The following is a 26,951-nucleotide window of genomic DNA, read 5'->3' on the forward strand; positions in this document are numbered from 1 at the left end:
ATAACGCTTGATTTAGAATTTAAGAAAATTTAACTAGCTTAACATCTAAGAAAATTGAAGGATTCATCAAAGCACATTCTCACACTTTTGATAAAAACCCTCTAAAGTCTAAAAGGGAGTTGCAAGATACTTCCTTGAAAATAGTAAGGGACTACTGCACTGAGAAAGAAAGATACACCAGACGTGGGAAAGAAACAAGACTTTTCCCAAACGATCATCTGTTTTTTATATTACAAATAATTGCTTGTACTTATAACCATTGACTTTGTAGACATATATTATAGTAATAAGGAGATGTGTTAATAGTACTATAGGATCTCCCAACTTTGTAGACAAGTCATATAACTCTTTTAGCTTATTGAGACCTCTGTCCTCACTTCTGTTAGGTTTATCAGGTAACTTTATTCCATACCAACCTAAAGTTTCGATTTCTTTCTTAATATAGTCCAAATCTACCCCTTCATCCTCTATTCTATCATGTAGATCCATTACACTCTTAATAAACTGTTTAGGCTTATTGACGGAATTAAGGATGAATGGCAAATAGTTAATAACCTCACTTAGCGATAACTTTGAAGTCCTTAATGTCCAGTGGGAGTATCTTAATGCTCTAGTTAAATACGCTGTGTTTTTAAACTTTAGGGGATCGGTGATCGTTAATACGGTCTGCGTCTTTAAGGTTAATTTACCACAAATTTTCTCCACAATAGCTAATATAAAGTGTTCTCTGCTTTCATATAGCTGTAGCATCCTAACCTCGTAGGGATCTATTGCAATTTCACCAAATCTTATTCCCAATCTGGGTCGATTCTTGGTAAAGAAAACGTAGGGATCATAGAGACCTATTTCGCCTTCATAGGGTTTAATAGTCACATAAACCTTTAGCCCCATATATTCAGCCTCAAATTCTCTATCTTGAATTGAATTGAACTTCTTCATTAGACTAAGTAAATTGTTTGTTTTAAAGGTCCAAAGTACTGGGAATTTTAAATTCTCAACTTCTTTAACCTCTCCGACGTTCTCTTCGAACTTTTTTAACAGCTCTTTTTTATTAATTTTGAGCTTACTGATCTCGTCGAGTAAACCCTTTAGTTTGCCGTTATTAAAATAGTCATCAAATACCTTGTGCGCTAGGTAGGAAAAATAGAAAATATTATCTTTATCTTTCAACTCCTCTAGTTCCTTTACTTCATCTCGGTATTTCTCATGAAGAGATTTTAAGGGTTCCACAGTATGTGTCTTAGAAAGTGTTTCTGCTGCCATCATTAGATTGTCGAAAAATTTTTGAACATTCTTAACGTCTATTTCTCCGTCAATAACCATATTAAAAATAGCTACTGCCATATTACACATTCAACCTAGTAATATTTTATACTTTATTACAACGTAAAGCGTAGTCAGACTTCTACAAAACCGTTTGGAGACCTCTACATGAGACGTTATTTGACTTGAGCAAAACTGAAAAATTACTATAATTATAATATGTCATATTTTACTATTATGCACTCTATTCAATGATAGAGAACGTTATAATATATATTAACATGATAAATATCTAAGCTATCCTATACGTGAATTATATATCATTATAATAAATAAATACTAATGTAAATTGAATTAATAAGGGCTATATTTATTTTTCGCATTATAAATGACTTTTAAATCTCCGAAAAATTTGGAGAGAGTATAGATATACGTTATGTATTATGTTGAAAGAAAGCCATTGTATTATGGGAAATCCTTATTTACTATAAATTTTAAATAAAACTATATCAAAGTAGGATTCGTAGCTTATTAATGGTACTTCCATTAATGGCATCGTATTAAACCTGGGAGAGTTTAAATTTGTGTTTAAACTTACGTTTAAACACGGCAAAGACGATTACTATTTCAGAAGAGGCGTATAGGTTATTACTTAAGGAGAAGAGGAATGGGGAGAGTTTTTCAGATGTCATTGTAAAGCTTATAAAGGGTAATAGGAGAAAGGTAATGAAATACGCTGGAATTTGGTCAGATATGAATGATGAAGAGACTAACAAACTTTTTAAAGACTTAGAGAAAATATGGGTAAGATAGAATGTAAATGCTTAGATAGTGATATATTAATTGATTTCTTAAGAGGTAAGAAAAAAGCTGTAAGTTACATTGATATTATAAAAAACAATTTTAGGATAGTAACAGCAGTGGTTAATGCATTCGAATTGTATTACACCGCTTATAAGTATAATCGAGATATTGAGAAAATTGACGAATTTATGCAGTCCATTGAAATACTTCCATTTACCCTAACTGAGGCTAAGAAAGCAGCTGAGATAAAAGCGAAACTTGAGAGTGAAGGGGAAATGATAGGATTAAAAGATGTATTAATTAGCTCTATTGCAATTTCAAATTCTTGTGACATAGTTACCAGAAATGTAAAACATTTCAGTAAAATTCTAGGAGTTAAAGTCGAGAATTGGAGGTAATAAAAAGTGCGGGAAGGAAGGATATTCAGTTAAACTATTTTATCCACTTTTTAACTCCTTAAAATTATTTTCGAGGTGATGAATTTGGGGTCTAAGGCTATTCGCTTTTTGCAAGTAGTTAAACTTTTAACCTATTAACAAAATGTTACACTATGTCTTTCTTTAACGTGGATGAAATAAAGAAGTTAATAAATAGGAACAATTCCGTATTAGTAGTATGGGATGTTCAAGAAGCATTAGTCAATTCAATTTTCAACAAGGAAGAGTTTATCGCAAAACTAAAGGAATTGATAGAATCTGCTAGAAAGTATAATGTACCAATAGTTTATACAATGATTACGCCTTTTCCCGATAGATTCCAGCCTAAAATTAGACGCTCATTTAACCCTGGTGATATTTACAAGGAGGTTTATCCAAAAGAGGGAGATGTCATCTTAAGGAAAAACACCCCAAGCATATTTGTGGGAACGAATTTTGAGCTAATGTTAAGGAACGCTGGTATTTACTCAATAGTCTTCACTGGAATAGCTACGGACATTGGAGTGGAAACTTCAGCGAGACATGCACAAGCTTTAGGTTTTATACCAATCGTTGCAAAAGAAGCCGTATCATCAACTGATAAGGAGGCCCATGAGAGATCGTTATTAAATATGCAAAAACTGATGCTTGTGTTATCAAATAAAGAGATTGTTGAATTATGGGAGAAGTAATTAAGGTTGAAAAGCAACATTAATATCAACATTTCTTCCATTTGCTAAAATTAGTCTAATTGTATAAGTATTTCCAGGGGTAAGTTGTTGTAAATTAGTGTTGAAGTTTATTTTTATGGAATTATAACCTTTTGATAATGCCTTTGGTGTGATCTCATTTGTAGAGTAATCTGTATTTAGAATAATAGAACTGAGTATTTCCTCTTCAATATCAGAGGAGACAGCAATAAACGCTTCTCCATTACTTCTCAATATTCCACCATGTGCAGTAATATTAGGAGTAGAAGAACTGCTTGAAACATTAGTAGATGAAGTAATTTCAATAGGAGTAGAAGAGGCTTGAGGTGGAGGCGGAGTAGTAACGGGCCTTTTCACGGCTGTTAAGTTACCAAGTCCTATATACGTAATGATTAAACCTATAAATGCCAAGAGTCCCCCATATTCTAGTTTAAAGATGAATATAATAACCCCTAAAATTAAAACAATTCCTCCTATTGATAAGTGATTACTCCCATAGTGATTACCGATTAGCCTATACGAAAATCCCAACATTATAAACGTTATAAACGCAAACAACTCCAATAATGTCTGTATTGGGTTAAGTATTGAACTAGTGATACCGTTAAATACTAAAGACAATGTATACGTCACAACTCCAACTATTGCCAATATCGATAATACTAGGAACAAGGACGATATTATATTTCCTATCCCAATATTTACTTCTGCCTTTCCTAATGTGTAAAAACCTCGTTGAATATCGAGATATGTTAGGATTGTCAATAATGTGGATACTGCTGAGGAAGGTAATAACACTAGGAACTCCTGTAGTGGTGTGGGTAAGCCTAGATATTCCATGAGGTAAGTGAATAGTATTGCAAGTAGCTCAATTAATATTATGATAATGATTTCAATATTACCTCTCTTTAAATAACTTAAGCCCTTATATTCTACTTCACTGTAACTCATCACTTTATATATAATCGTATCGCTATTAAAAATGTTTCTAGATTTGTATAATTATTGAGCAGCTTTCCAAGAAATAAAATAATAGCCAAAACTTGGGTAAAAGAGTTTTAGAATAATCCTATTTCTTTCAATAACTAAACGATGATTTGGTATTGGAGAAGGTATTTGAGGACCATCTATTACTACTAAGTCGTATCTTTCGGCTTTTACATCTATAAATCTGTAACCCTCGGGGAACTTAACTTCTAATGTCGAGAATAGGGTAGGTTGCATTACTGATAAACCGTCCATCATTTCGGGATCGTCATATCTCTCTATTGTTTCCTTTTGCGTGAATGTGAAGTAGTTAGACTGAATTACTTTAAATCCATGTATTATTTTCTCTCCTACTCTCGCTGGTGGATTCAACGTTAGTTTAATGTAGGCTTTCTGGACTCCTAGTTCGATCTTCTCCACACTTATTTTACCAAATTCCCTTTTAGGCTTATAGACTTTCAATTTAGTTTTAACCTTATCGTCAACCGACCAGTAACTATTATCTTCAATATATGGTACGCCATTCTTTAATGCAACAGTATGAAATTTAAAGCTTTTAGTTTTACTCCTATCCTTATAAAATGTAACTTTAACCCTTTGTTCTAGATTGAGGAATTGGAAATCTCGAACCAAGTGGAGCTCAAATCTGTTATTATTTAACTCTCCCTCAATTTGAATTAGTCCTAACTTACTGAGGATTAGTATAGCCTTGTATAACTGATTAGTTGAAACTTTCTTAGATTTAGGAAGTTCTCGGGATGTAATATGCCCGTTATTTTCCAACAAACTCTTTATAACGCTTAGCAGAATTTTCGGTTTCTTCACATCTTATCTATAAGATAAGAAAGTTTATTACTCTTTTTTCAGTTTCAATAAAGGCTAACTGATATTTTAGTAAAAAAACTATTTCCTTACTATTTTTACCACTCTTCTTCCTCTTCTTCCCATAAGTCCTCTTCTTCCTCGTCCCAGTCTTCCTCTTCTTCCCATAAGTCCTCTTCTTCCTCGAATATCATTATACCACTCCATTTTAACCTTTAACATGGGATTAAAATGTTTTTGGGGGGAAAGTACATCCATAGTCACATGCATTTATCAATTCGGCTTTATGATAAAACGAACTACAAACCTTGTCTTTTTAAAGCAGGATAAAGCTTTTTAACCAACTTAACAAACGCTCTCCTATGACACCTCCTTCCGGTCAACCTACTGAGGATGAGGAGCGGGAGCCGACCATTACTCCCGCAATACCAGAAGGAGGTGTCTACGAAGTTAAGTTCGAGAATAGGAGGACAAACATAGTTCGTCTCCTACCAAACGGCTATCAACATAAGAAGTTACTGAAGTTAGCAGACGTTTCAGCCAAGTTATTCAACGAGATAAACTACGAGAGGAGACAACAATTCTTTCACGGGGAAGAAGTAGACTTCAAAGGAACGTGGGGCAAGTACTATGAGAAGTATAAGAACACACTGGGTGTTAACGCTCAAGCAGTAATGCAGAAGAACAACGAGGTGTGATCGTCGTTCTTCTCCCTACTTAAACTCAAGAAGGAGGGAAAACTACCACACATGGATCATGTCTCTCCTCCACGTTATTGGAAGGACAGTTTAGGGCGGGGAGTTGGTCAGAACTTACTTCTTCTCCACCAAGGGGTTAGGTCTCCTATCGGTCATCTTGTCTCTGACTCGAGTATTGAGGTTCAGAGAATCCTATTTTACACCAATTTACAAAAATAGGTTAAGTGGGCGAAAGGCTTCACCATTTATGGAGATGGATAGCCCTCTTATATTTAAATACCGCTTTGTCGAGATATCCTTTAGTAGTGCTAATGACGCTCCTCCTCAGGTCGATTGAGGGCTTAATGGGGCTGAGGGAGGAGTATCTCTCTCCTCTCTTAAGGGGCTAGACGTTATGGATGAAAGTTCCCTTCTCTTTTCATATGGGGGGAGTTCTGGCGACCCCTACTGCCCCTCAAATGAGGTCCCGAATCAATGAGGGGAACGATGAGCCCTCTGAAAGAGAACCCTTCGCCCTTTCAGATGAGAGAGACGTCAGAACCGAAACGTAATTGTGATTCTCCTCAAAAACACTACCTCCGCATCTAAACAATTATAACCAATTTCCTTGGTTCTAGAAATCAGATTTACGGCGTATTATGAAGGAATACTTGGATTCAACGAGTATTACTCCAATTTATTCTTATCAGCTTAATCTCGAATCGAATATTCAACGATTCTACACTACATTAAATAAAGTTTATCCCTAAAAACTCTTCTGCGAATTGCTAACGCATCCAAAATCATCTCGTTCAAATCCTCCAAAATGGTATCTGTACCTTAACCTCTTTGTCTTCATGCATTTTTCAGCGATGATAGGTCTGAGTGACTCTCAGTACTGTAACGATTTCCCAGAGTAGAAGAATTACCTAGTAGTTAGATCTCGAGCTTGCAAACTAAAAAATTTTTATGCTATTCCCATCCTCTCCATCGAGGCTTACAGATGTAAGATATTTGATTGTATACTTAAATGTGATACTTTTCATAATATTTCCTTATGAGGTGATCACTTTTTATAGATAATAAGGAATAAAAGCACAGACTAATAATGAGGATTTAAACGTGCTTGATTGGCCCAATGCAATATCTAATCTATGAAATAGTGCAGCGAGAGTTTTTATCGTAATGACGATATTTTAAACCTTTTAGGTCATAAACTTAAGTCTTATACTAAATGAGTTATGCTTGTCTTTGAGGTTTTGAGCGATCTTCTAAATCTATATAGGAACCTAAGTCCGAATAATTAAGTGATGATATTTTATTTGAGGAGGTCAGAGTACCAGCTTCTTGATGTAACTTTAATTTGCCCCTCAACAATATAAGTATGTTATGAAATATGATGTAATAATTATTGGTGCTGGCCATAATGGTCTAGTTTCCTCAATATATTTGGCTCAAAAAGGGCTTAAGGTATTAGTCATTGAGGCCAGAAATAGGCCCGGTGGAATGAGCGACACTGAAGAATATAAGGGAGTAAAATATAGTAGGGCGTCATACGTATTAGGTCTATTTCCTAAAAGAATTCAAGAGGAATTGGGGGTAATTTTTCCTACAGTTGACTCAGATGTTGCTGACGTTTTCGTTACTGAAGATGGAAAGGTTGTGAATATATGGAGAAATAAGGAGAAAAGACTTGAGGAGTTTAAGCGACTAGGTCAAACCAAATACCCTAAAATGGAGGAATTATTGTTCAAGATTAAGGAGAAGATTGAAAAGGAAATGCAATACGTTACCAAACCGCCTTCCTTCGAGGACTTTATGAACGCAGTAGAAGGAACTGAACTTGAGATATTTACACAACCATCTAGAAAGTTCCTAAATGAATATCTAGATGAGGAATTTCAACCTTATTTCTCATATGGATTTATGTACGATTTACCAGCTTATGTTCTGGCATATTACTTTAGTCTAGACTGGAAGATAGTGAGGGGTGGAATGGGAAAAGTAGGAGAAATATTAATGAATAGAGCCAAACAATTGGGTGTTGACTTTATATTCAATACAAAGGTGAATGAGATAATCATAAAGGATAACGTAGCAACAGGTGTGAGAACTAATGCTGACAAAATTATTGAGAGTAAAATAGTGATTAATGCTGCAAGTCCGGTTTTGCTGAACAAGTTGACCAACGGATTACTGAAAGTTTATCATCCGGAGTTCAGGCCCGGTTGGAAGAGGGATACTTTAATATTGAGGGAACTACCAAATCTACCGGATTACATGAGAAATCATCTGGATACGTTATTTACGCTACCAGTAGGTGAAGTTACTATTCCTTCAGCTGTTGATAATAGCCTAGGAGGTCATGTGATGACAATTATGGGTAGTTATGAAGAGGCTAAAGACTTCTTCCCAGACTTGGAAAAGAAGGTGGTTCATGTTGATAGATTAGATGCTTATAAACTTGAGAGAGAATACAATGCCCCCTTCGGAGATATGAATCATATGCCCATGTATACGGAATACTTATTCGATGGTAGACCAATTAAAGGTTGGGGATACACTACTCCAGTTAAGAACTTGTACGTAACTGGTTCTGGAACTTACCCAGGAGGACAAGTTACTGGAGTACCTGGAAGAAACGCTGCAATGAAGATTATAACTGATTTAGGTATCTTATAATGTTGTTGACTATTGGTCATTCAAATAGAAGCTTAGAAGATTTTATCGAAATATTAAAGAAGTATAACGTGGAGATATTAATAGATGTAAGGAGATGGCCTAAAAGTTCTAGATATCCACACTTTAACAAGGAGAATCTCAAAAAGGCTTTGGAACAAAGTGGTATAGAATACTTATGGAAGGAACAGTTAGGAGGATATAGGAAAATCGGAAAAGACGTTGAGGATATAGCTATTGGCAAATGCTTTAAGAGCGAGGGTTTTAGAGCTTATGCAATTTACATTCTAACTAACGAAAGGGCTATGGAAACATTAGAGGAGGTTAGGGGAATTAATAAGATAAAGGTAATCATGTGCGCTGAGAAGTTTCCTTGGAATTGCCATAGAAAGATAATTTCTGATTGGTTTTTTGCTAGGGGAGATGAAGTATTACACATAATAGATAAGGAAAGCACTATCAAACATAAACTCACTACATGTGCAGAAATTGTGAAAAATAATTTAAACTATAAATAATTTAGCTAAATTCAACTAATTTTTAATATTCTTTTAGCGTTATCTCTCATTATCTTCTCATCCTTTAAAACATTATATACTTGATAGGCGTATTCAGCCAAATCTTGCCCCTTAAATGCTGGGAAATCACTTCCGTAAATTACCTTATCTGAAATTTCGTGTAATCTAGGTAATACTTTCAATATGTTCTTAGGGGGAATAGACGAGATCTCTAGGAACACGTTTCGTGTAAAACGAGCCATGTGGAATGCAGTATTGTACCATAGTGGTCTCCCCGCATGTGCTAGGATTATCCTAAGTTTCGGGAAATCCTTAGCAACGTCATCAGCGTAAATCGGATCAGCATATTTATTTCTACTTTCCACTCCTATACTTGTTCCAGTGTGAATTAGGATAGGTAAATCGTGATCTTCAGCGAATTCATACACGTAAAGTAGTTGCTTTAGTCCTCCTTCCTCTTCTCTATACGCATTAGGCTTGAAGGCATGATGTACAGGATGTAGCTTAATTCCTATAATACCTAACGAATACTGTTTATCTAACTCTCTCCTAACATCACATCTCCACGGGTTTACTTCTCCCCATTGCAGATAAAGATCTGGATTTCTCTTTCTCTCCTCGTAATCGATATAGAAACCATCATAACAGTCATCACTATGGCATGGGTGTGAGGGAACAAGAAGGATTTTTTCAATTTCGACAAACTCATTCTTTAAAGTCATCCTTGTTTCCTCAACATTCTCTAAGAATTCCTTACAGTGTTCAGGAATTTTTCTAGCGTATATGTGATAATGAACATGAGTATCAATAACTTTTATCATCAAGATAGGTATGTTTCCTTTCTATTATTAATATCTATCTTTGATTTTGAAATGACGAAACTCGTCTTGAGACGCTATGATCTTTAGTATATCCCTCTTAGCTTCTTCCTTGAATTGATTTACGTTTATATCTGGAGGAGTTACTCCTCTACATCTCATTTTTAGTATCTCATCTCTTATATCCCCCATTTTCTTGGCCAAAGACTTAATTTCCGTGGTCTCGTAACCAAGAGCCTCAACTAGGTTCCTAGTCACCCTTACGCTTTTCCTTAATTCATGGAAATCTGTCACGTCTTGTATTTGATGTAGAGAGGTGAGAATTCTATTATATATAACTAGTCTGGCACCATATATCTTATTATTGACGAAGCAAACTTTGAGTCCTCTAACTTCCTTTACAGCCCTAATGGCTAGTCTATTTCTTTCTTCATTAATTACTTCGCAGATATCCATGTCTCTGACCTTTCCTAATTTGCTAATTACCTCTTTCGCTAAGAATAGACACTCCACGTTTTCGTATACTGGATAAAGAGCATATAGTACATCGAAATACTTTCTCACCGCCACCCTAATATCGTGAATTTCCTCAACTCCAATACCATTTATTTGCAAGGCCTTTTTCAACTGTAGATTAAGGTAATTCTCAACTCGTGATACTGACAATTCTCCTCACTATCTCCTTTTGTACCTCGTCGAATTCCTTGTCGGTGTATATCATGTTTTCCTTGGGGGAAATTGACATTAAAACTTCTTGAAACCTATTAATGTAATCTATGTAAGCCTCAAATGTGTCCTCCTTTATACAGATGTCTATTCCAGTTTCTAATGGATCTAGATAACCCCTTTTCTTTATTATCCTTCTTACTATTTCGTCAGGAGTTGATATTAGCGGTAAGGAGACTGAAGGTTTTGGAATAATTGAGAGCACATCATTTATCCATTCTTTCTCCAATCCTCTGGTTAAACCCCATGAAGTTAACGTGAGTGTATAACCGTCAGCTAAAGCTATAAATCCAGAATCTATTGATGGGTTGACATAATTCTCAATTTGATCAGCCAAGTCTGTGACATAGGCTAAAAATAGTGTCCTTCTCTCAAATATTATATTTCTCTTAACTTGTGTTATTCTTTCTCCTAATAATTTTGACTTCTGCAATCCAAATGTAATTACTCCGTATCCTTGTTTCTCCAAATACTTTTTTGTAGCCTCTAGATGAGATGTTTTACCAGATCCTTCAATTCCTTCAAAGGCTATTATCAATGTATTCACCCAAAATCTTTCTTATGTCCATCTGAACGTCCTTTAGTGGTCTATTTCCATCTATCGTTATGAAATTGCTTTCCTCTTTAGCTATTTTATCGTAAATCTCTACAACCATACCTTGATATTTTAAAAAGCCCTCTTCCAATGGAAGCTCACCCAATATATCAATTCCAGCTTCTTGTGGCTTTATCTTCCTCTTAGTTTTTTTAATTCTCTCCAAGGCGACTTCTGGTGTGACCCTTATGTAAAAGGTAAAATTAGGCTTTATCGCAAAGGAATACAATTTCTTCACCCAATTAAAGTCCACGTTCCTAACCACATCTCTAGCGTAGGCAGTATATATGTAGCGATCACATATAACAACAAATCCACTTTTAAGCATTGGCAAAATGAACCTTTCATACCTATCTGAAAAATCAGTCGCATGAATAAGGCTAAAGGTTGTATGTGTGAGCGTATTCTTCTTTTTAGCTTCTTTTATTATATCGTGGATCCAGTCAGATGAGTTCCACTCGGTTAGGTAAACGTCTCTTCTCATTTCAATCCAATCTTTGAGTAATACCGCTTGACTAGACTTACCAGAGCCATCTATACCCTCAAAAGCTATTAATAAACCTTTCATAATCTCACACCAGCGATGTACTTATCAATACTACTCTTCACTATGTTTCCAAAACTTAATATTTCTTTTTTGGTAATATCCTCTTTTAGTAACTTAACTTGTTTCTTCTTAACTTTCCCACCAGCAGCCTCGCAAATCAAACCAACTAGTAACGCTTCATTTAGAGTAAAGCCAGGTAAAACCGATTCCTTGATAAATCTATAACAAGCCCTAAATGGATTGAAGTATCCAACCATCTTGAAGATTAACGATAATAGAGCTGATGACGCGACATAGAAAGAATATTTACTATCGACCTCACTTATAACCTCCTTAAAGATCTCAATAGGTGGAGGATCAATGGCATTAGAATATGATATTTCCTCCAACCAACTCATCTTATCCAAACTCTTACCTTCAGTCAGTACTCCCTCTCTCATACCGAATAGGGAGACAACTATATAACTTCCAGTGAAATATTTCACAAGTTCGTCAATAATAACTGATGCCGAATGTATAGTTAAAGCCCTTTCTTTACTTATCCCCGGGAGGGATTGTCTACTATCAATATCTAGAGAAGGTAAAAGGGAAGCGTATTTACTAATTTGTTTAGAAGGGAGCGAATAACCATGTATTGACTTAATTGGAAAAGAGGATAACTTAAGGTCAAGTTTAGCTAGTGCTCTAACGTTCCCTCCAGAACCAACTATGATATTTGCTTTTTTAATGCTTGTAGTAGAGAGCTCATCGGATACTTTTTTCCTAATTTCCCTTTCTGGAAGGTTAACTAGCTTCAACGCTCCAATTGGCAACTGATGTACTCTGATTATGTTTCCCGAGCTAACTTCAGCTATTTCCAATGATCCTCCACCTAATTCAAAGAATATCCCTTCAGAAATTGGGAGCGTGTTTAGGATACCCAAGGCAGCATATCTCCCTTCCTCTTCCCCGGAAATCACTCTGACTTCATTTTCTATTATTTTACTTAGTCTATGTCTAACTTCGTTACCATTGGACGCATATCGAAATGCACTAGTTGCAACTATTTTAACTTCATTGACATTTACACCGTTTAATATCCTTTTAAAAATCATAAAAGCCCTCTCTGCCTTCGCCACCTTTTCCTCAGAGATAATGTCTCCTTCCTTTAATCCTTCTCCTATTCTGACATATGATTTAGAGGAACCAATCATCCTGAACGTTCCATTACGAAAAACTTGGTAAATTACCATTCTAAAGGAATTGTAGCCGCAATCTATAACTGCTGAGATCATCTAAATCAGCTTTAAAACTTTCTGGCTGAGGAGAGTTTTCAAAACTCCTCTCCCTTCCTTCAGATCATAATCTACAATTACAACTCCACCTTTCTTAATCTCAACGTTACCTCCGCTTATTGCCTTTACGAAATTGGACAGATACGGTTCATGGCCTACGAGGAGAATAGTTGAGTTATCAGCGAAATCCTTAAGCTTTTCAAGAAATAGAGAGGGTTCCTTATCTGGAGTTAAGTCATCCAAAGTCTCTACTTTTTTCTCACTATCATTATCGTATAGTTCTTCTAATATAACTTCAGCAGATTGATATGCTCTTAAGTATGGGCTGGAAATTATTCGATCTATATTAAATCCCAATTCCTCCAAGAAATTCGCAACTCTCCTCATTTGCTTTACTCCCTTTTTCACCAGTCTTCTATCCTTATCCTCTTTACCATCAACTTGCGGTTCAGCATCTCCGTGTCTCACCAAGATTAAAGTTATCATGTTCTATAATTACGTCTCAGAATATTTAAGCATTTTTGTATAGTAGACATAATTACACAATATATTCAAAATCTCAATTCTCCTTATCATATATGGTCATGACAAAACGAACGACAAGCCTCGCCTTTTTAAGGCGGGGTAAAGTTTTTTAATCTTAGTTAATAGTTTGAAATGTAATGATGTGCGGGGAAGCCCGTATAATAAGGCAACTGTTAAACTCAAACATGTGTCCCCGCACAGAACTACATATCCCCGAGTCCCCAAGAGCCAAGAGCAGAGGGCAACCCCTAGCTAGGGATAGGGGTAATGGGCTGAAGACCCAGCCCGTGGTCTACCGCTGGACGAACGGAGCGGGGTGGGTAAATCCCACTAGCTATGAAGTGATGAAAATGAAGGCGGTAAACCACAAACGTGTGAACCGCCCTAGGGGGAACCCTCGCCCTTTACGGTAGACCCAAAATCATTTTACAAAAATAATTCCGGTAAGGTACTACTAATTTTATAGAAAATAAATGGAATTTATAACTATATTAGGAGTTCAACAAATTGAAGAAAAGCTTAAGGTGAGGAAGACGGTATTATCACGAGGTGAACCAAGGTGATAACACCTTGTCTTCCCCACCAAAATAACATTCAACAAATAGGATATAAATTACTTTCCATGTTAGACTTCCAAGGAAAAAAGGCAGAGAACGTAGAAAAAACGCTAGTCTCCGCGTGTTTATGGAACGACTCCATAGAAAACAAGTCAAGCGCATACAACGTATCACCACAAACCGTGAGGAACTACGCGGAGGAGCAAGGTGTAGAAGTAGTTGAGAAACTCTTGGAACAAGTGAGGAAAATATCCTTGGATACGCTGAAGGGAGAAAAGGAAATAGACATTTCAATAGACTGGACCACCAAAACTTGGTACGGGAAACCGGTGGAAGGACTCGGAAGCTCGGAAAAGGGAAACTCGTGGAACTACGCAACAGCAACGACTAAACATGATGGGAAAGTACTCCTACTGGCTTTCGTCACACATGTGAACGGGATGACCAAGGATGATATCGTGAAGATCCTCGTGGAGCAAGTTGTTGCAATGGGATTCAAGATAAGGTTAATAGCTCTTGATGCGGGTTTCTACACAGTTGATGTGCTTAACTTCATTTCGCAGTTCAATTATATAATCGGAGTTCCCGTTGGGGACGTGAAAGTCTATGAGGAGTTTGATGGAGAGTACATGACAAATAGTAAGAGGCATAGGAGGGATGAACAGGTTAAGTTCAGGCTGATCGTGTATCGCAGGGAGAAAATCAAGAGGAAGAAGAAGGTTGTTTACTTCGCTAGGGCGACTAATCTTGACCTACCGAAGAAGGAGGTGTTGAGGTTGTACAATAAGGTAAGGAGTCCCATAGAGACCTCTTACAGGAACATCAAGGCTTTCCTTCCCTTCACCAGTTCCACTAAGTTCGTCTTCCGCACGTTGATCTTCGTGCTGGCCATGGTTTTCTACTCCTTGTACACCATATTTAAGGGTGTGGTGAGGAGGGAAGAGTTCAGATTATTGCTTATCCTTTTGTTTCCTGGTGATTTATTCAATCTGGAAAATTTTCTATTTAAACTAATAAATATGCTTATTAATGTAATAGATTTATTTTTAGGGAGGTGATTTTGGGTCTACCGTTTAGGGCGGGGAAGAGGTCAGTGGAAATGCTAATAAAATGGAAATCCTTCTAGAGTTCGGCTTTTATCGTAACTAGTAGTGATTAAAAATAGCTACTAGTTACTCAGCCTCATCACTCCTTCTTTCTCCCCGTGCCTAGGTTAGGGAGCCTACCTCCCAGCCACGACACGGAGAGCTTCATTGAGTACCTTCCTTCCCCTCTCAACTGTTCATAGAGTTCATAGTGGTGCTCTCTGATTAATTAACTATAAAGATTTTGAGCTTTAGGTTATGAACCTAGGGTAACTTGATAGGCATATGATATCAGCTTACCTAATATTTAAGAGGATTAGAAATTAATTAAAAATGACTAAAAGTTACGTAAATATGATACAAGACTATAATTTAAGTGGAAGAGAAAGTCGAATAAAATATAAGAAGTAATCATTTAGGTAAGAGTTGGAGGTTTATAAACAAAGCTTTAGTCTTCTAATGGTATAGGGACAGTATCGAACACGGTTTACACTATGAACAATCTAAAAGTGGAGGAGAAAGTCGTAGGATCGGCTATTAAGACTCTAGAAGGAGTTGTAGGAATTTTAATAGGGCCAGCAATTGTTGTAGTATTGTTCCACTTTAGTTTTGGTGCTGAAACTGCAATCTTCGTATTAAATCTCTTAGTTATATTAATGCTTATTTCATAGCCCACATAGGTTTAGAATGCGTTATTAACGTGATTTTTATTATTTTTAAATAGGAATTAATTTATTCACTCAATATCAAATTTTCATAGAACTATTACACTCCTCTAAAAGTCTATTTCCCCTTATAGCCAACTTTTAAATACTTAGAGTACTATTGTACTACTGTATGCCAGAAACTGTAGTCACTAGAAAATACCAGATCACGATACCTAAGGAGATAAGGGAAGCTCTGGGTATCAAAGTTGGAGATAGACTTATCGTTAGAGTTGAAGATGGTAAGATAATAATAGAACCAGTCAGGGCTTCAGACGCACTTAAGAGGCTAGCCACTATAGCTGATAAATACTTAGGAGGACCAAAGAGGATTGATGCGGTGAAGCTTGTTGAGGAGTCTCTTGAGAGGGAAACGGGCTTATATTGATACTAACATTTTCATTTATGTTGCTTTAAAGAACCCGGATTTTTACAATGTATGCTATAAAGTACTTGATATGTTAATCTCTGGTGAGTTTAAAGGCCTTGGCTCTTATCTTGTACTATTTGAGCTCTTTGGTAGTTTATCTAAAATTGACGTAAAAGCTGCATATGAAGCCGTCAACTCATACTTAGACCTTCCAATAACAATACTGGAAACGAACAGGGATACTTTCAGTCACGCTAAAGAGATAGCAGAACTTTCAGGAGTAACTTATGACGCGTTACATGCTGCTTTAGTAAGCCAGAACGGGATTGAGGTAGTTATTACTGAAGACGTGAATGACTGGAGTAAAATAGTGAAGGCTTGGCCTAAAGTAAAGGAAAAGCTTAACGTTAAAGACCTAATTGTAGTCTCTCCTACAAAGGGTAAATTAATGTGAAATGAATTGCAAATAGAGCCACTCACTGCTTTAGTAATAGGCCACATCCTATCATTACTGCATATCTGAGATAATGGAAGAAATTGCGGTTTCTCACACCTTTATTTGTTCTAACATGAAAACTAGAAGCATCTGTTAACAAACTAGCATGACTTTATATTTGCTTATAGTCTAAAGGGCAACTACATTTCTAAAATTACACAAAGACCTTTCCGTATATTAGGAAGAGAGTCTTGCCCTTTAAAGTCTCAGAAAGTATAATTTTAACTTTGTCTCAAAAGTGGATGACGAGTATAAGATTGTTGATCAAATATTGAAGGAGGTTGATTCAGTAAGTGTTAAAAGGAAAAAATATTTTACTTCTTAATTAGTTTTTTAATTTCCTCCCACATCTCATCGATTTCCTCCTGTATACCCTTTATTTCTTCTTCAGTGAGCTGTTTAAATCTTCCTTGTAACTTTAAATACTCCGTTACTGGTTTTCTATTCTTCTTGTCAAGTAGTGTCTTACTTACACTAGTCAATCTAAATTCACCATTTTCTATTTCAAAGAGTGGCCAAACTCCAGTCTCAACTGCAAGTTTCGCAATGTCGATAGTAAATTTAGAGTCGAAACGCCATCCGGGCGGACATGGGGATAATAAGTGTAAATATTTAAATCCACGAATCTGCTTAGCTTTCCTCACCTTGGCTTCATAATCGTATATGTAAGCAATTGAAGCAGTAGCTACATATGGTACTTTATGTTCTGCAATTATGAATGGTAAGGGCTTCTTAAATTCCCTCTTACCTTCTGGAGTTGTAGTTGTCCATGCGCCTTTTGGCGTCAGGCTTGAACGTTGAATTCCAGTATTCATATACGCTTCGTTATCATAACATACGTAAAGGATATCCTCATTTCTCTCTGCAGCACCGCTTAATGAGGCAAATCCTATATCTCCAGTAGAACCATCACCAGCCCATACGGTTACTATTACATCCTTATCTCCCCTAGTCCTTAAAGCTCTAACAATGCCGGAAGCTATAGCTGCGGGAGCACCAAATGCGCTATGTATCACTGGGACAGTTGAAGGCATTCCACTTGTATCTCCCATTATTATTGTAGTACATGAAGCTGGAACGACTAGAACGGTTTTATTTCCTAAAACCTCTAGGAGTACATCTAACTCTTTAGGTATTGGGCAACCCGGACAGGCAGCATTACCTCTATAGAACTTGGGTATCCTCTTAGGTGTAACTAAGCTACTCACAACAGCCACCTCTCTTCTTCCAAATTATCGTTGATTAGGTCTTCAATCACCTTTTGGAAGTGACGCGGCCTAACGTCCTTTCCACCAATACCTGCTATTACGCTGTAAACTGGTACTCTATAGCCATAAAGTGTAGCTTTTATCTCATTTGCTAAAATCCCTCCAGAACCATACGAATAAGCTCTATCGAGAACTATTACACCTTTCATTGACCTTAAGTATTCCTCTATTTTCTCCTTTGGGAATGGTCTAAATACCCTGATTTTGAGCAATCCAGCCTCAATCCCAGCATTCCTTAGTCTATCCACAGCAACCTTACCGTCACCACTCCACGCTCCCATGGTAACGAAAACGTACTTGGCATCTTCACATTTATAGCACTCAACCAAACCGTTTTGTTTCCTTCCACTTATCCTCTCATATTCATTCATCACTTCCTCAATAACTCCTTTAGCTCTTACCATTGCCTTCATAGCCTCATACCTATACTTGATGTAATCCTCTGGAGTTGCGATTGGCCCAACACCAATAGGATCAGAGAAGTCAATTAGGTTAAATTGTCTAGGCGGTAAAAAGTTGTCAACCTCACCATCCTCTAATACCTCAATCCTTTCCATTGTGTGAGTCAATATGAAGCCATCAAATCCCATCATGACTGGTAAGATTACTCTCTCATCTTCTGAAATCCTAAACGCTTGTATTGTCATATCGTAAGCCTCTTGCACGTTTTCTGCCATCATTTGAACCCAAATTGCATCTCTCTTACTTAGGAAATCTTGATGATCATCCCAAATACTCCAAGGCTCTGCAATTGCCCTAGTTGCAACTGCAGCAACGATAGGGATTCTTTGACCTCCAGCCCAATATATCATTTCAGTCATGTATAGTAGTCCTTGAGAAGACGTTGCAGTGAAAACTCTAGCACCAGCCAATGCAGCACCATAAATTGAAGCCAACGCAGAATGCTCGCTTTCCACCTTTATTAACTCAGCCTTTAATTCCTCAGAAGCTATGTATTCGGAAATTTTCTCTAGCATTGTAGTTTGAGGAGTTATTGGGAACACTGCTAAAACTTGAGGTTTAGATTGCTTAACAGCATAAGCAACTGCGTGATTACCAACTAAAGCTAAGGTTTTCCTCTTTAAAACTTGCATAATTCACTTCACCTCCCTAACCATATCTATTGCCTTGGGTGGGCAAACTTGTGCACAAACACCACAACCTTTACAATAATCGTAATCAATTTGAGGATAGAGGTTCTCTAGGAGATCAATAGTATTTTCAGGGCAATAAAGTACGCAGAGTCTACACTTAGTACACTTATTGTAATCAATTATTGGTTTCTCAACCCTCCATAATCCAGTTTTTCCCGCAGATCCTATCCTTGGCCTAGCTACTGGTACTCCCATGGGGATTTTAATCAACCCTTTTCACCTCCTTATATCCCATTTCAACCGCTTCCGCATTGAGTTCCCCTATCTTTCCAGGGAATTCTTCCTTTACAGCCTCTTCCAACGAGTGTAAGGAAGGTTGCCCCAAGATTTTCACTAAAGCTCCTATCATCGCAGTATTAACAACAGCCCATCCAGCTACGACTAGCCCTAATTCTTTAGCAATACTTGTAGCGTCAACAATATACTCACTTTTCCAAATTCTCTTAGGCGTATTTGTGTTTAGTAGTAAGAAGCCGTTTTCTTTGAGTCCCTCTGTAACGTTAATTATTTGAATGAGTGACGTATCAAATATTGCAACACCGTCTGGATTGTAAACCTCTCTATGTAAAAGTATCGGCTTATCTGACAGCCTTAGAAATGATACCACTGGAGCTCCTCTCCTTTCCCCACCGAAAAAGGGTATGGATTGGGCGTATTTATCCTCTAAAACCATGGCCTTTGTAACAAGTTCCCCAGCAGTAACTATCCCTTGCCCTCCCCTTCCCCTTAAAGCTAATTCAATAAGAGTCATTTTATCACAATGATAATATTCGACTCGTAGGAAAAAAAGTTGTCCTAAAACGAAATATAATAAAGATATTTAACGCAGTTGAACCAGATTATTTTTATATACAGATTAAAATATGATATTTCTCTACTGCGAAATACGTGACAAGATTTTATTAGTTAGTTTACGTAATAACTTTTATGATAAAAGAACATTTACCTCTTATAACGGGAAAAGGAAGTTATATTGATGACATTAGTCCGAAAAATGTAGTTTACCTTAGTGTAGTTAGGTCTCCAATAGCTAGGGGTATAATAAAAAGAGTATCTAAACCAGAAAATGCCCTCATATCATTAACATGGGAGGACGTAAAAATATACATGCCGGCAAGGTTATTTCCAGATTTAGCGAGGAATGCGCAAGTTGCTAAAATGCCAGTTTTAGCTGATGATAGAGTTAATTTCGTAGGTCAACCAATTTTGGCATTTGCGGTTGATGATAGGTATAAGATTGAAGACGTAGCAGAGGAAGTTTCAATTGACTATGAGGAGTTAAAACCAGTAGTTGATCCTGAGGAGTCATTAAATGCAGAGCCCATTCATCCAGGTTTAAAAACTAACATCTCCATAGATCAGTTTTTAGAAGGGGGAAATTTATCGTTAAGAAGCAAGGCTGACGTTGTCGTAAGCAGGAAAATTAAACAACATAGAATCGTTTCAAATCCGATGGAAACAAAAGGTTTCATTTGTTGGTGGGAAAATGATGTCCTAAACGTTTACGTCTCCACGCAAGCGCCATTTGGTGTAAAGAATGATCTAAGGGAAGTTTTAGGTATTTCTCCGGAAAAGATAAGGGTTTATTCAGCGCCTAACGTAGGAGGAGGGTTTGGTAATAAAAGTGGCGGATATCCCGAGTACGTTTTAGCTGCAATAGCTTCCCTAAAACTTGGGAAGCCTGTTAAATGGATAGAAACTAGAAGTGAAATGCTAGTTAATACTCAATCCTTAGGCAGAGGAGAAGTATCGGATATGAAACTCTATGCTACTAGAGATGGTGAGATTTTAGGAATAGAAGGTACTATCATAGCTAACATTGGTGCCTTCGATTATGGAATTGGCTTTATTGCACCCTTATTTATCGCTAGACTATCCAATGGTCCTTACAAGATGAAGTTCGCATCAATAAGGGCTTTAGGAGTATTCACCAACACTCCCCCAATGGGATTCTATAGGGGTGCTGGTAGACCAGAGGCGGCACTAATCCATGAGACCCTTGTTGAGGATTTGGCTGAGGAATTGGGAATGGATCCAGTTGAGATTAGGAGGAAAAATCTGATTGGTGATAATGGTTATATTACACCTCTCGGCGTTAGAATTGATCCTGCTGGTTATAATGAGGTTTTGGATACTGCCGAGAAGTACTATAGGAAGGCTAAGGAGGTTTACAATGATAAGGGTGTTTCAATCATTACGTTTGCTGAGATAGTCAGAACTTCACCCGGAGAGGGCGCTAGAGTTAAGATCGAAAACGGTAAAGTAAACTTTTATCTAGGGCTAGGTCCACATGGTCAAGCTTATGCTAGCACATTTAGGAGACTTGCATCAGAAGTATTAGGTATAAGTCAAGATAAAATAGAAATAATGACTGGCAGTTCAGAGATCGTCAAAGAGGGTATAGGTAGCTTTGGTTCTAGAGCTGGAACTATAGGAGGTTCTGCAGTAATAGCTGCAGCAACAGAGTTGCTTAAGAAGATAAATGTTAATTCTTTAAGTGAAGGCGACTTAACTAAGTATGAGGGCATAGAGGCTGAAGTCTTCTATAAGGCTGATGATATATTTGCACCTGGAGCCCATGTAGCTGTAGTTGATGTGGATGAGGAAACTGGGTTTATTAAGGTTTTGGAGTATTATGCAGTTGACGACGTTGGTAGAGTTATGAATAAGGAAGAAATAGAGGGGCAAATAATTGGCGGAGTATTGCAAGGAATGTCACAAGTTATTATCGAAGCTATGAGATATGATGAGAGGGGAATCCCATTATGCTCTTCAATTGCAGATTGTGGAGTCCCAACGGCTTTAGAAGCTCCTCTGAAGGTAAATACTGATTACGTGGAATACCCATCTCAGCTCTTATCTAAAAGTAGGGGCGTTGGTGAGGCTGGTACAACTGGTGCTTTACCGGCAGTTTTCATAGCAGTAGAGAAGGCTACTAAGAGGAAGTTCGATAGGACTCCAATAGATCCTTGGTTGATAACTTCTTAAGGAGAATCTTAAGCTTTTATTAGGTTTAGAAACTAGCCTCCATTATAACTATCTCTGTAGAAGGTTCTGTATAGTATTAATCTTGTGATCAATTAATAATCTAAGCTAACTTTTTCACGTATGGTTAATGTAGGTTGTATCGACCACTATTTCTAAGATTATCAAGTAAGAGTTTTTAGATTTCTTTTAAATATCAAATTTAAAAAATATTGTAGAAATCCGAAAACGAGGGATTTAATAGGTTAGTATAACTTCGTTTAAAACACTATCAATTTTCGCATTTTCGTACAATTAAGAGATAAGCTTAGTGTGGAGAATTGTGTTTAGTATAATATTCTATCAATTATTTTGTACTTATGTGAAGCGTGTCTCTCTACAATATACGAGGGAGTTTAATAATTAAAAACTATTCCACTTAAAGTTAGTTTTTAGGTAATAATCTAGGATTTACTTCCATTATTTTTATTAGGTTGTCTAAAGTTTTCAACTTCTCTTTAACTTCCTCCTCTTTCTTGTCTAATTCCTTTCGCAATTCATCTAATTTCTTTTCTAACTCATCGAGGTTTTTGTTACATTTTTCTTCAACCTCTTTAAGTTTCTCGTTACACTCGTTGAAATCCTTAAGGTGTTTTAGTGTTGTATAAATGAGAGAGGCTACCATAATTCTCTCATCTTCTGCTAGTTGCTCACCAACCATAAACTTATCTAATGCATCGGCAAGTTGTTTTATCCATTCTTCAAGCATTATATCAAAGTAGTAGAGGATTTATATTTATTTTTTGCACTCCTTATTAAAGCCGTCAATTCCCCTTCTGCAGTGCGTATGAGAAAGCTTAAATTAGTTTGTGAGGAGATAGTTAAATTGATGCCTTCGTTCGGCATTATGACAGATATTGTAACTGAAGAGCTTAAGGAAGAACTTAGGAAGAAGTTAGGAAGGGAAATTCCCAATGTTTCAGTTGAGTTTGTTAATTACCTCCCTCCTCAAGTATTGGCATATGTGAGAGCTAACGATTACACGATATATGTTAACTACGAACAGTATATGAGAGCTAAGAGAATGGGATATGAGTACGAGTATTTGTACGTTATACTACTGCACGAATATTTACACGTCGTTGGAATTGCCGATGAAAGAGAGGTAAGAAGGATAGATTTAGAAATGGTAAGAGATAAGTTTGGTGAAAATAGCACAGCGTATAAGATAGCCTTAAATTTGGCTGATCCTAGGGATATATATTTGAATGAATCTCAAAGGTTGGGAGGAAAGCCAAACACATTCATGTGACAAAAGGCATTTCTTTTATTATTTAATACGTTTTATTTAAGTATAATCATTTACCTAAATTGGGAAGCAAAACGTTTATATAGAAAAGAAAGAATTTCCTCTTGTGGAAGAGAAAATAGAGATTTATGGTAATGATTATGACGAGAAGCTTTCTATAATATTTGCTGACCCCAACTTCTTAATGCCAAATCTATTTGGAGCATTAAACGTTGAGGTTAAAGGAAGTGATTTCACTGCAGAGGTCCCTTTATCAACACTACTTGGAAAAGCCACAATGGTAATATATGGTAAAATCTTCACATCTCTCAATTCTGTAACATATGTCATTAACGTAGCAGGGTATGGACCAGACAAGGGAGGAAAAATAAGAATCCAGTTAGATAGAGGTAGGGTAGTCATGGATATAGAGTTTAATATTCCACTTGGTTTTTTAAATGCCAGACTGATCAAATCTAGAATAAACGATTTTAGGAATAAGGCGAGTGAGCTAATAAGGGTTGAAAGGATAAAGAGGAAAATCTAACTTGCCCATAAAAACTTTTTAATTTTAAGGGATAAATTTGAACATTATATAAGGGACAAAGCTATTCATTAGCCCTAAAAATCCTTTTATTGACTCACGTATAATTGTTTATTATGGACTTTAGCGAATTAAATGAGATAGAGCAAAAGGTAGAGGAGAGGGAGGATTTTTCTGGAGAGAAAGTAAGACCATTAGTCGTATTCTTCCCTAAGGATGAGGATGAAGTCATTAGGATCATTAGATTTGCTAAGAAAAATAGATTACCCATAATACCATGGGGTCAAGGAACTAGTTTAACTGGAGCTGTTTCGTGCGATAAAAACTGTATATTAATAGACCTATCCAAAATGAATAAAATTTTAGAGATAAACGATATTGATTGGTACGTAAGAGTCCAACCAGGGATTAAATTAATAGACCTCTTCGAGGAACTAGAGAAAAAAGGCTTTATGTTACCTCCAGATCCAGCAAGCTTCTTTTTATGCTCAGTTGGTGGTGCAGTAGCTGAATCCTCTGGAGGGATGAGGGGTGTAAGGCATGGTTCGTTCAGGGAATGGGTATTATCTTTACGTGTTGTTCTACCAAATGGGGAGGTAATTAAGGTCGGAGAACCATTGAGAAAGAATAGGGCTGGGTATGATTTGGTTCATTTATTCGTTGGAAGTGAAGGAACTTTAGGGATAGTAACGGAAATCTGGTTGAGGATAATACCAATTCCAAAGAGAAAGATGGTTATGATAGCTGCAATGTTAAAGGATTTTGAATCCGCTGGAGAAGTTATAGTAGGCTTGAGGAAGAATAAGATATTGCCAGAGCTGTCAGAGTACGTCGATGCTGATGTAGTTAAAGCGTTAAATAAACACTTGAGTGCAAACCTCAAGGAAACAGAGGGAGGGATGTTATTAATTTCAATAGAAGAAGATAGTGTTAGTGATGTGTTGAAAGTATTAGAGGGAAAGGCAGTTGATATTAAGATTGCTGAAGGCGAAGAGGCGGAGAAATTGTATTCATTGAGATCACAAGCTGCAATAGCAGTGAAAGCTGAATCAAACAAAGTATTTTACGCTGAAGATATAGTAGTACCAGTTTCTAAACTGCCAGAGGCTATAAGGAGACTTAGAGAAATAGGTGAGAAGTACAATACTAAATTCTACGTTATCTCGCACATAGGTGATGGTAACCTTCATCCAAACATAATAATTGAGGATAAGATAGCAAGAGAAAAGGCATTTGAGGAAATAGCTAGAATGGCGATTGAGCTTGGGGGTTCTGTTAGTGGAGAGCACGGAATTGGTGTGCAGAAGGCTAAGTTAATGGCTGAGCAAATAGTTAAACATAATGGTTTTAGGGTATTGGATTTAATGTATCAGATAAAGAAGTTAATTGATCCAGATGATATAATGAACCCTGACAAGTATGTCGAATTAGCATATAAGCATTTAACTTCTGGGGGTAGAAGTGCTATTTGACACTTACCCAAAAACTGAAAGGAGAGTTTCTTCCATAGTGAAAACGAAATAGAGAAATTTAAAGAGTTAAGGACGCCATTAATGTTAGTATTAGGGCTTAGAAGCACAGATAAGTCTTCTCTATAGTCTTTTTCATAATAGTTGCGAAGGGGGACTAGAAGGGATTATCTCAAATTTAGTGGGGAGATGCTGGGAAATGGGCATGTTTAGGGCACTAAAAAGGAGGATCAGAAAACTTATCAGAAGGAAGCCCAAGAACCTAAACGAGACTAAAGCAAGAGGAATATTACTATACCTTTAAGGAATGAAAACGAAAATTTAAGCTTTGTATTAAGTGTATAGCGAAACAAAACGTTAGTCCTTAACATTAAAATTCCGCATTAACTTTCTTCTTTAATTCTTCATCATTCGATACGATCTCTAATCCATTCTCTAACGCTGTTGTAACGTGAATAGAATCTTCAACATCTATACTGTATTTTCTAACATTTTCAGCAATTTTACTCCACTCGGGGAGTTCCAAATATCCTATTCCTAAAGACTCAAGGGCTTTGATTACTGTTTTAACTAAATTATAGTCCTTTATTGATTTACCGAGTATTCTACTTAATACTATTACCAATAGAAATGGGGTTATAATTGAAGTGTATTTATCATCATCTTTAATACTAAGCCACTTCTTAGCTCTTTCACCATATATCCTATCACCAGTTAGATAGTAGATAAAAACATTTACATAAAATATTTTCCCTTACTTGTCATTTAATAATACCTCCGTTAACGCTTCATTTATTATATTATCTATATCCACTTTCCCTAAATCTTTCCTAAATATACCATAATATTTGTCAATATCCACCACTATAGACTCTAATATTATTTTAGAACCTTCTACCCTTAACTTTAATTTCTTACTTTTAATTAGTTCTCTCACTTCTTTAGGTATAGTGATTCTACCTCTATCATCAATTGTTAATATAAATTCCTTGCCCACATCTACCCACTTAATAACCCTCAAATATAAACTTTTTCTTTTGGTGTGCTTAGTTGATTCATTCAGTTTAGTTCGTAATTATGATATTATATGATGAAAATTTTTTAGTAATTAATGTTTATTTCAACGTTCTTCTCAAACTCCGACCCTAATACCCAGAGCCCTACCGATTACAGAATTCGCCAAGTGGATCATCCACGCGTAGGCCCAGAACTTGAGCTTAGCCTCAACTACTCGCCCTGTAAAACTCGTTGCCCTAACCGATTTCCCGAAAATACGCTTTACAGAGAACAAGGCCTCAATCCACCATCTAACACCGTAACCCTTCTCCTCCCTATAACGATCATAACCCAACTTCCTAGACTCCGTACAGCTTTACGTCTAGAAGGAGGACCGCGCTTAGTACGGTAGACCCAAAACCTATTTTCAGAAATAATCCATTTCAAAATATCATAAAAATTAAGTAACTAAAGTTTATAACTATCTGACAACTAACTAAAAATTTAAAGTAAAAATCTCACCAAATACTCCAATATTTATGTATTACTTAAGAAGCAGTAGTATAGTTCATGTTATTCTCCTCACATTTTCTCGTAGATGTTAGAAAAAGAGGAAGAAATACTTTAATTTCATGAAAATTCAGATAGAATCATTTCCTTTTGATATATTTTATCATATATAAGATGATAACATT

At 36.5% G+C, this 26,951-nt stretch carries 30 protein-coding genes and 4 pseudogenes; 17 read left to right on the forward strand and 17 right to left on the reverse strand.

The window, feature by feature from the left end; all coding sequences use genetic code 11:
* Nucleotides 1-225 precede the first annotated feature (225 nt).
* A complete protein-coding gene (locus J5U23_RS09530; protein ID WP_218266024.1) occupies nt 226-1,353 on the reverse strand; it encodes a hypothetical protein in 1,128 nt (375 codons plus the stop codon).
* Between the two features lie 492 nt (nt 1,354-1,845).
* On the opposite strand from J5U23_RS09530, the gene J5U23_RS09535 reads away from it, so the two are divergent.
* From J5U23_RS09535 to J5U23_RS09545, 3 genes are all read left to right on the forward strand, one after another.
* Nucleotides 1,846-2,076, forward strand: a complete 231-nt coding sequence (locus J5U23_RS09535; protein ID WP_218260602.1) for an antitoxin VapB family protein — start codon at nt 1,846-1,848, stop codon at nt 2,074-2,076.
* Complete coding sequence (locus tag J5U23_RS09540) at nt 2,064-2,465, forward strand: type II toxin-antitoxin system VapC family toxin (RefSeq protein ID WP_244988774.1); 402 nt, start codon at nt 2,064-2,066, stop codon at nt 2,463-2,465. Before J5U23_RS09535 ends, J5U23_RS09540 begins: the two co-directional genes overlap by 13 nt.
* Before the next feature lie 152 nt (nt 2,466-2,617).
* On the forward strand, nt 2,618-3,175 hold the full coding sequence (locus J5U23_RS09545; protein ID WP_218257974.1) for an isochorismatase family cysteine hydrolase: 558 nt from the start codon (nt 2,618-2,620) through the stop codon (nt 3,173-3,175).
* On the opposite strand, the gene J5U23_RS09550 is transcribed toward J5U23_RS09545, so the two are convergent.
* The gene (locus tag J5U23_RS09550; protein ID WP_218266025.1) at nt 3,176-4,147 is read right to left on the reverse strand and encodes a DUF973 family protein; all 972 of its coding nucleotides are present in this window, start codon (nt 4,145-4,147) and stop codon (nt 3,176-3,178) included. It lies immediately after the preceding gene.
* A gap of 48 nt (nt 4,148-4,195) precedes the next feature.
* On the reverse strand, nt 4,196-5,005 hold the full coding sequence (locus tag J5U23_RS09555) for a hypothetical protein (RefSeq protein ID WP_218257976.1): 810 nt from the start codon (nt 5,003-5,005) through the stop codon (nt 4,196-4,198).
* 359 nt (nt 5,006-5,364) lie between these two features.
* Between J5U23_RS09555 and J5U23_RS09560 the strand changes: the two genes are divergently transcribed.
* The 4 genes from J5U23_RS09560 (at nt 5,365) to J5U23_RS09575 (ending at nt 8,876) form a co-directional block, all read left to right on the forward strand.
* A complete protein-coding gene (locus J5U23_RS09560) occupies nt 5,365-5,700 on the forward strand; it encodes a hypothetical protein (RefSeq protein WP_244988775.1) in 336 nt (111 codons plus the stop codon).
* Nucleotides 5,701-5,803: 103 nt separating this feature from the next.
* Nucleotides 5,804-6,037: a hypothetical protein gene (locus J5U23_RS09565; RefSeq protein ID WP_218267567.1), complete on the forward strand. Its 234-nt coding sequence runs from the start codon at nt 5,804-5,806 to the stop codon at nt 6,035-6,037.
* Between the two features lie 1,031 nt (nt 6,038-7,068).
* Entirely contained in the window at nt 7,069-8,361 is a 1,293-nt protein-coding gene (locus J5U23_RS09570; RefSeq protein ID WP_218266026.1) for a phytoene desaturase family protein, read from the forward strand.
* A complete protein-coding gene (locus J5U23_RS09575; RefSeq protein WP_218266027.1) occupies nt 8,361-8,876 on the forward strand; it encodes a DUF488 domain-containing protein in 516 nt (171 codons plus the stop codon). The genes J5U23_RS09570 and J5U23_RS09575 overlap by 1 nt, the downstream gene beginning before the upstream one ends.
* 11 nt (nt 8,877-8,887) lie before the next feature.
* Here the strand turns inward: J5U23_RS09575 and J5U23_RS09580 are convergent, their stop codons facing one another.
* Genes J5U23_RS09580 through sixA form a run of 6 tightly spaced genes read right to left on the reverse strand, consistent with a single transcriptional unit; the run spans nt 8,888 to nt 13,322 of the window.
* Nucleotides 8,888-9,697 (reverse strand): amidohydrolase family protein, encoded by an 810-nt coding sequence (locus tag J5U23_RS09580; protein WP_218266028.1) that lies wholly within the window; start codon nt 9,695-9,697, stop codon nt 8,888-8,890.
* Nucleotides 9,698-9,724: 27 nt separating this feature from the next.
* Nucleotides 9,725-10,360 (reverse strand): CHAD domain-containing protein, encoded by a 636-nt coding sequence (locus J5U23_RS09585; RefSeq protein WP_218266029.1) that lies wholly within the window; start codon nt 10,358-10,360, stop codon nt 9,725-9,727.
* Nucleotides 10,341-10,967 (reverse strand): dTMP kinase, encoded by a 627-nt coding sequence (locus tag J5U23_RS09590; protein WP_218266030.1) that lies wholly within the window; start codon nt 10,965-10,967, stop codon nt 10,341-10,343. The genes J5U23_RS09585 and J5U23_RS09590 overlap by 20 nt, the downstream gene beginning before the upstream one ends.
* Entirely contained in the window at nt 10,942-11,583 is a 642-nt protein-coding gene (gene tmk / locus J5U23_RS09595) for a dTMP kinase (RefSeq protein WP_218266031.1), read from the reverse strand. Before tmk ends, J5U23_RS09590 begins: the two co-directional genes overlap by 26 nt.
* A complete protein-coding gene (locus J5U23_RS09600) occupies nt 11,580-12,836 on the reverse strand; it encodes a Ppx/GppA phosphatase family protein (RefSeq protein ID WP_218266032.1) in 1,257 nt (418 codons plus the stop codon). Before J5U23_RS09600 ends, tmk begins: the two co-directional genes overlap by 4 nt.
* Nucleotides 12,837-13,322, reverse strand: coding sequence for a phosphohistidine phosphatase SixA (gene sixA / locus J5U23_RS09605; protein WP_218266033.1), 486 nt, complete (start codon nt 13,320-13,322; stop codon nt 12,837-12,839). It lies immediately after the preceding gene.
* Between the two features lie 179 nt (nt 13,323-13,501).
* On the opposite strand from sixA, the pseudogene J5U23_RS16100 reads away from it, so the two are divergent.
* The 5 genes and pseudogenes from J5U23_RS16100 to J5U23_RS09625 all read left to right on the forward strand — a co-directional run.
* A pseudogene (locus J5U23_RS16100) lies at nt 13,502-13,774 on the forward strand (hypothetical protein); the annotation flags it as partial.
* A gap of 146 nt (nt 13,775-13,920) precedes the next feature.
* The gene (locus J5U23_RS09610) at nt 13,921-14,976 is read left to right on the forward strand and encodes an ISH3 family transposase (protein WP_218266034.1); all 1,056 of its coding nucleotides are present in this window, start codon (nt 13,921-13,923) and stop codon (nt 14,974-14,976) included.
* A 521-nt stretch (nt 14,977-15,497) separates the two neighbouring features.
* Nucleotides 15,498-15,674, forward strand: a complete 177-nt coding sequence (locus tag J5U23_RS09615; RefSeq protein WP_218260610.1) for a hypothetical protein — start codon at nt 15,498-15,500, stop codon at nt 15,672-15,674.
* A 166-nt stretch (nt 15,675-15,840) separates the two neighbouring features.
* Nucleotides 15,841-16,095: an AbrB/MazE/SpoVT family DNA-binding domain-containing protein gene (locus J5U23_RS09620; RefSeq protein ID WP_218266035.1), complete on the forward strand. Its 255-nt coding sequence runs from the start codon at nt 15,841-15,843 to the stop codon at nt 16,093-16,095.
* Nucleotides 16,070-16,531: a type II toxin-antitoxin system VapC family toxin gene (locus J5U23_RS09625; protein WP_244988860.1), complete on the forward strand. Its 462-nt coding sequence runs from the start codon at nt 16,070-16,072 to the stop codon at nt 16,529-16,531. The genes J5U23_RS09620 and J5U23_RS09625 overlap by 26 nt, the downstream gene beginning before the upstream one ends.
* Nucleotides 16,532-16,887: 356 nt before the next feature.
* On the opposite strand, the gene J5U23_RS09630 is transcribed toward J5U23_RS09625, so the two are convergent.
* From J5U23_RS09630 to J5U23_RS09645, 4 genes are read right to left on the reverse strand one after another with little or no spacing between them, the layout of a single operon-like run.
* Entirely contained in the window at nt 16,888-17,781 is an 894-nt protein-coding gene (locus tag J5U23_RS09630; RefSeq protein WP_218266036.1) for a 3-methyl-2-oxobutanoate dehydrogenase subunit beta, read from the reverse strand.
* Nucleotides 17,778-18,935 carry a pyruvate ferredoxin oxidoreductase gene (locus tag J5U23_RS09635; RefSeq protein WP_218266037.1) on the reverse strand — a complete coding sequence of 386 codons (1,158 nt, stop codon included), beginning with the start codon at nt 18,933-18,935 and terminating at the stop codon, nt 17,778-17,780. The genes J5U23_RS09630 and J5U23_RS09635 overlap by 4 nt, the downstream gene beginning before the upstream one ends.
* 3 nt (nt 18,936-18,938) lie before the next feature.
* Nucleotides 18,939-19,205: a 4Fe-4S binding protein gene (locus J5U23_RS09640; protein WP_218257990.1), complete on the reverse strand. Its 267-nt coding sequence runs from the start codon at nt 19,203-19,205 to the stop codon at nt 18,939-18,941.
* Nucleotides 19,198-19,746, reverse strand: coding sequence for a 2-oxoacid:acceptor oxidoreductase family protein (locus tag J5U23_RS09645; RefSeq protein WP_218266038.1), 549 nt, complete (start codon nt 19,744-19,746; stop codon nt 19,198-19,200). Before J5U23_RS09645 ends, J5U23_RS09640 begins: the two co-directional genes overlap by 8 nt.
* Before the next feature lie 176 nt (nt 19,747-19,922).
* Here J5U23_RS09645 and J5U23_RS09650 point away from each other — a divergent pair, with 176 nt between their 5' ends.
* Complete coding sequence (locus J5U23_RS09650) at nt 19,923-21,983, forward strand: xanthine dehydrogenase family protein molybdopterin-binding subunit (RefSeq protein WP_218266039.1); 2,061 nt, start codon at nt 19,923-19,925, stop codon at nt 21,981-21,983.
* A 421-nt stretch (nt 21,984-22,404) separates the two neighbouring features.
* On the opposite strand, the pseudogene fliD reads toward J5U23_RS09650, so the two are convergent.
* A pseudogene (fliD, locus tag J5U23_RS09655) lies at nt 22,405-22,865 on the reverse strand (flagellar filament capping protein FliD).
* Between fliD and J5U23_RS09660 the strand changes: the two are divergent.
* The 4 genes and pseudogenes from J5U23_RS09660 to J5U23_RS09675 all read left to right on the forward strand — a co-directional run.
* Entirely contained in the window at nt 22,849-23,271 is a 423-nt protein-coding gene (locus J5U23_RS09660; protein WP_016730455.1) for a hypothetical protein, read from the forward strand. The pseudogene fliD and the gene J5U23_RS09660 sit on opposite strands and share 17 nt — an antisense overlap.
* 103 nt (nt 23,272-23,374) lie before the next feature.
* Complete coding sequence (locus tag J5U23_RS09665) at nt 23,375-23,794, forward strand: STK_08120 family protein (protein ID WP_218257995.1); 420 nt, start codon at nt 23,375-23,377, stop codon at nt 23,792-23,794.
* 113 nt (nt 23,795-23,907) lie between these two features.
* Entirely contained in the window at nt 23,908-25,263 is a 1,356-nt protein-coding gene (locus J5U23_RS09670) for an FAD-binding oxidoreductase (RefSeq protein WP_218260622.1), read from the forward strand.
* A gap of 196 nt (nt 25,264-25,459) precedes the next feature.
* Nucleotides 25,460-25,561, forward strand: a pseudogene (locus tag J5U23_RS09675) (IS630 family transposase); the annotation flags it as partial.
* A gap of 69 nt (nt 25,562-25,630) precedes the next feature.
* On the opposite strand, the gene J5U23_RS09680 reads toward J5U23_RS09675, so the two are convergent.
* The 3 genes and pseudogenes from J5U23_RS09680 to J5U23_RS09690 form a co-directional block, all read right to left on the reverse strand.
* Nucleotides 25,631-26,008: a type II toxin-antitoxin system VapC family toxin gene (locus J5U23_RS09680; RefSeq protein ID WP_218267535.1), complete on the reverse strand. Its 378-nt coding sequence runs from the start codon at nt 26,006-26,008 to the stop codon at nt 25,631-25,633.
* Between the two features lie 6 nt (nt 26,009-26,014).
* Nucleotides 26,015-26,257, reverse strand: a complete 243-nt coding sequence (locus tag J5U23_RS09685; RefSeq protein ID WP_218257998.1) for an AbrB/MazE/SpoVT family DNA-binding domain-containing protein — start codon at nt 26,255-26,257, stop codon at nt 26,015-26,017.
* A gap of 135 nt (nt 26,258-26,392) precedes the next feature.
* Nucleotides 26,393-26,661, reverse strand: a pseudogene (locus J5U23_RS09690) (IS5/IS1182 family transposase); the annotation flags it as partial.
* Between the last annotated feature and the right edge of the window lie 290 nt (nt 26,662-26,951).

The sequence above is a fragment of the Saccharolobus shibatae B12 genome (genome assembly GCF_019175345.1).
Classification (GTDB): domain Archaea; phylum Thermoproteota; class Thermoprotei_A; order Sulfolobales; family Sulfolobaceae; genus Saccharolobus; species Saccharolobus shibatae.

Bases quoted from the DNA above. Each gene is read 5' to 3' on its own strand.
- J5U23_RS09530 (WP_218266024.1), bottom strand. From the start codon at position 1,353: ATGTGTAATATGGCAGTAGCTATTTTTAATATGGTTATTGACGGAGAA.
- J5U23_RS09540 (WP_244988774.1), top strand. From the start codon at position 2,064: ATGGGTAAGATAGAATGTAAATGCTTAGATAGTGATATATTAATTGAT.
- J5U23_RS09545 (WP_218257974.1), top strand. From the start codon at position 2,618: ATGTCTTTCTTTAACGTGGATGAAATAAAGAAGTTAATAAATAGGAAC.
- J5U23_RS09560 (WP_244988775.1), top strand. From the start codon at position 5,365: ATGACACCTCCTTCCGGTCAACCTACTGAGGATGAGGAGCGGGAGCCG.
- J5U23_RS09570 (WP_218266026.1), top strand. From the start codon at position 7,069: ATGAAATATGATGTAATAATTATTGGTGCTGGCCATAATGGTCTAGTT.
- J5U23_RS09575 (WP_218266027.1), top strand. From the start codon at position 8,361: ATGTTGTTGACTATTGGTCATTCAAATAGAAGCTTAGAAGATTTTATC.
- J5U23_RS09580 (WP_218266028.1), bottom strand. From the start codon at position 9,697: ATGATAAAAGTTATTGATACTCATGTTCATTATCACATATACGCTAGA.
- tmk (WP_218266031.1), bottom strand. From the start codon at position 11,583: ATGAAAGGTTTATTAATAGCTTTTGAGGGTATAGATGGCTCTGGTAAG.
- J5U23_RS09600 (WP_218266032.1), bottom strand. From the start codon at position 12,836: ATGATCTCAGCAGTTATAGATTGCGGCTACAATTCCTTTAGAATGGTA.
- sixA (WP_218266033.1), bottom strand. From the start codon at position 13,322: ATGATAACTTTAATCTTGGTGAGACACGGAGATGCTGAACCGCAAGTT.
- J5U23_RS09615 (WP_218260610.1), top strand. From the start codon at position 15,498: ATGAACAATCTAAAAGTGGAGGAGAAAGTCGTAGGATCGGCTATTAAG.
- J5U23_RS09620 (WP_218266035.1), top strand. From the start codon at position 15,841: ATGCCAGAAACTGTAGTCACTAGAAAATACCAGATCACGATACCTAAG.
- J5U23_RS09635 (WP_218266037.1), bottom strand. From the start codon at position 18,935: ATGCAAGTTTTAAAGAGGAAAACCTTAGCTTTAGTTGGTAATCACGCA.
- J5U23_RS09645 (WP_218266038.1), bottom strand. From the start codon at position 19,746: ATGACTCTTATTGAATTAGCTTTAAGGGGAAGGGGAGGGCAAGGGATA.
- J5U23_RS09650 (WP_218266039.1), top strand. From the start codon at position 19,923: ATGATAAAAGAACATTTACCTCTTATAACGGGAAAAGGAAGTTATATT.
- J5U23_RS09660 (WP_016730455.1), top strand. From the start codon at position 22,849: ATGCCTTCGTTCGGCATTATGACAGATATTGTAACTGAAGAGCTTAAG.
- J5U23_RS09670 (WP_218260622.1), top strand. From the start codon at position 23,908: ATGGACTTTAGCGAATTAAATGAGATAGAGCAAAAGGTAGAGGAGAGG.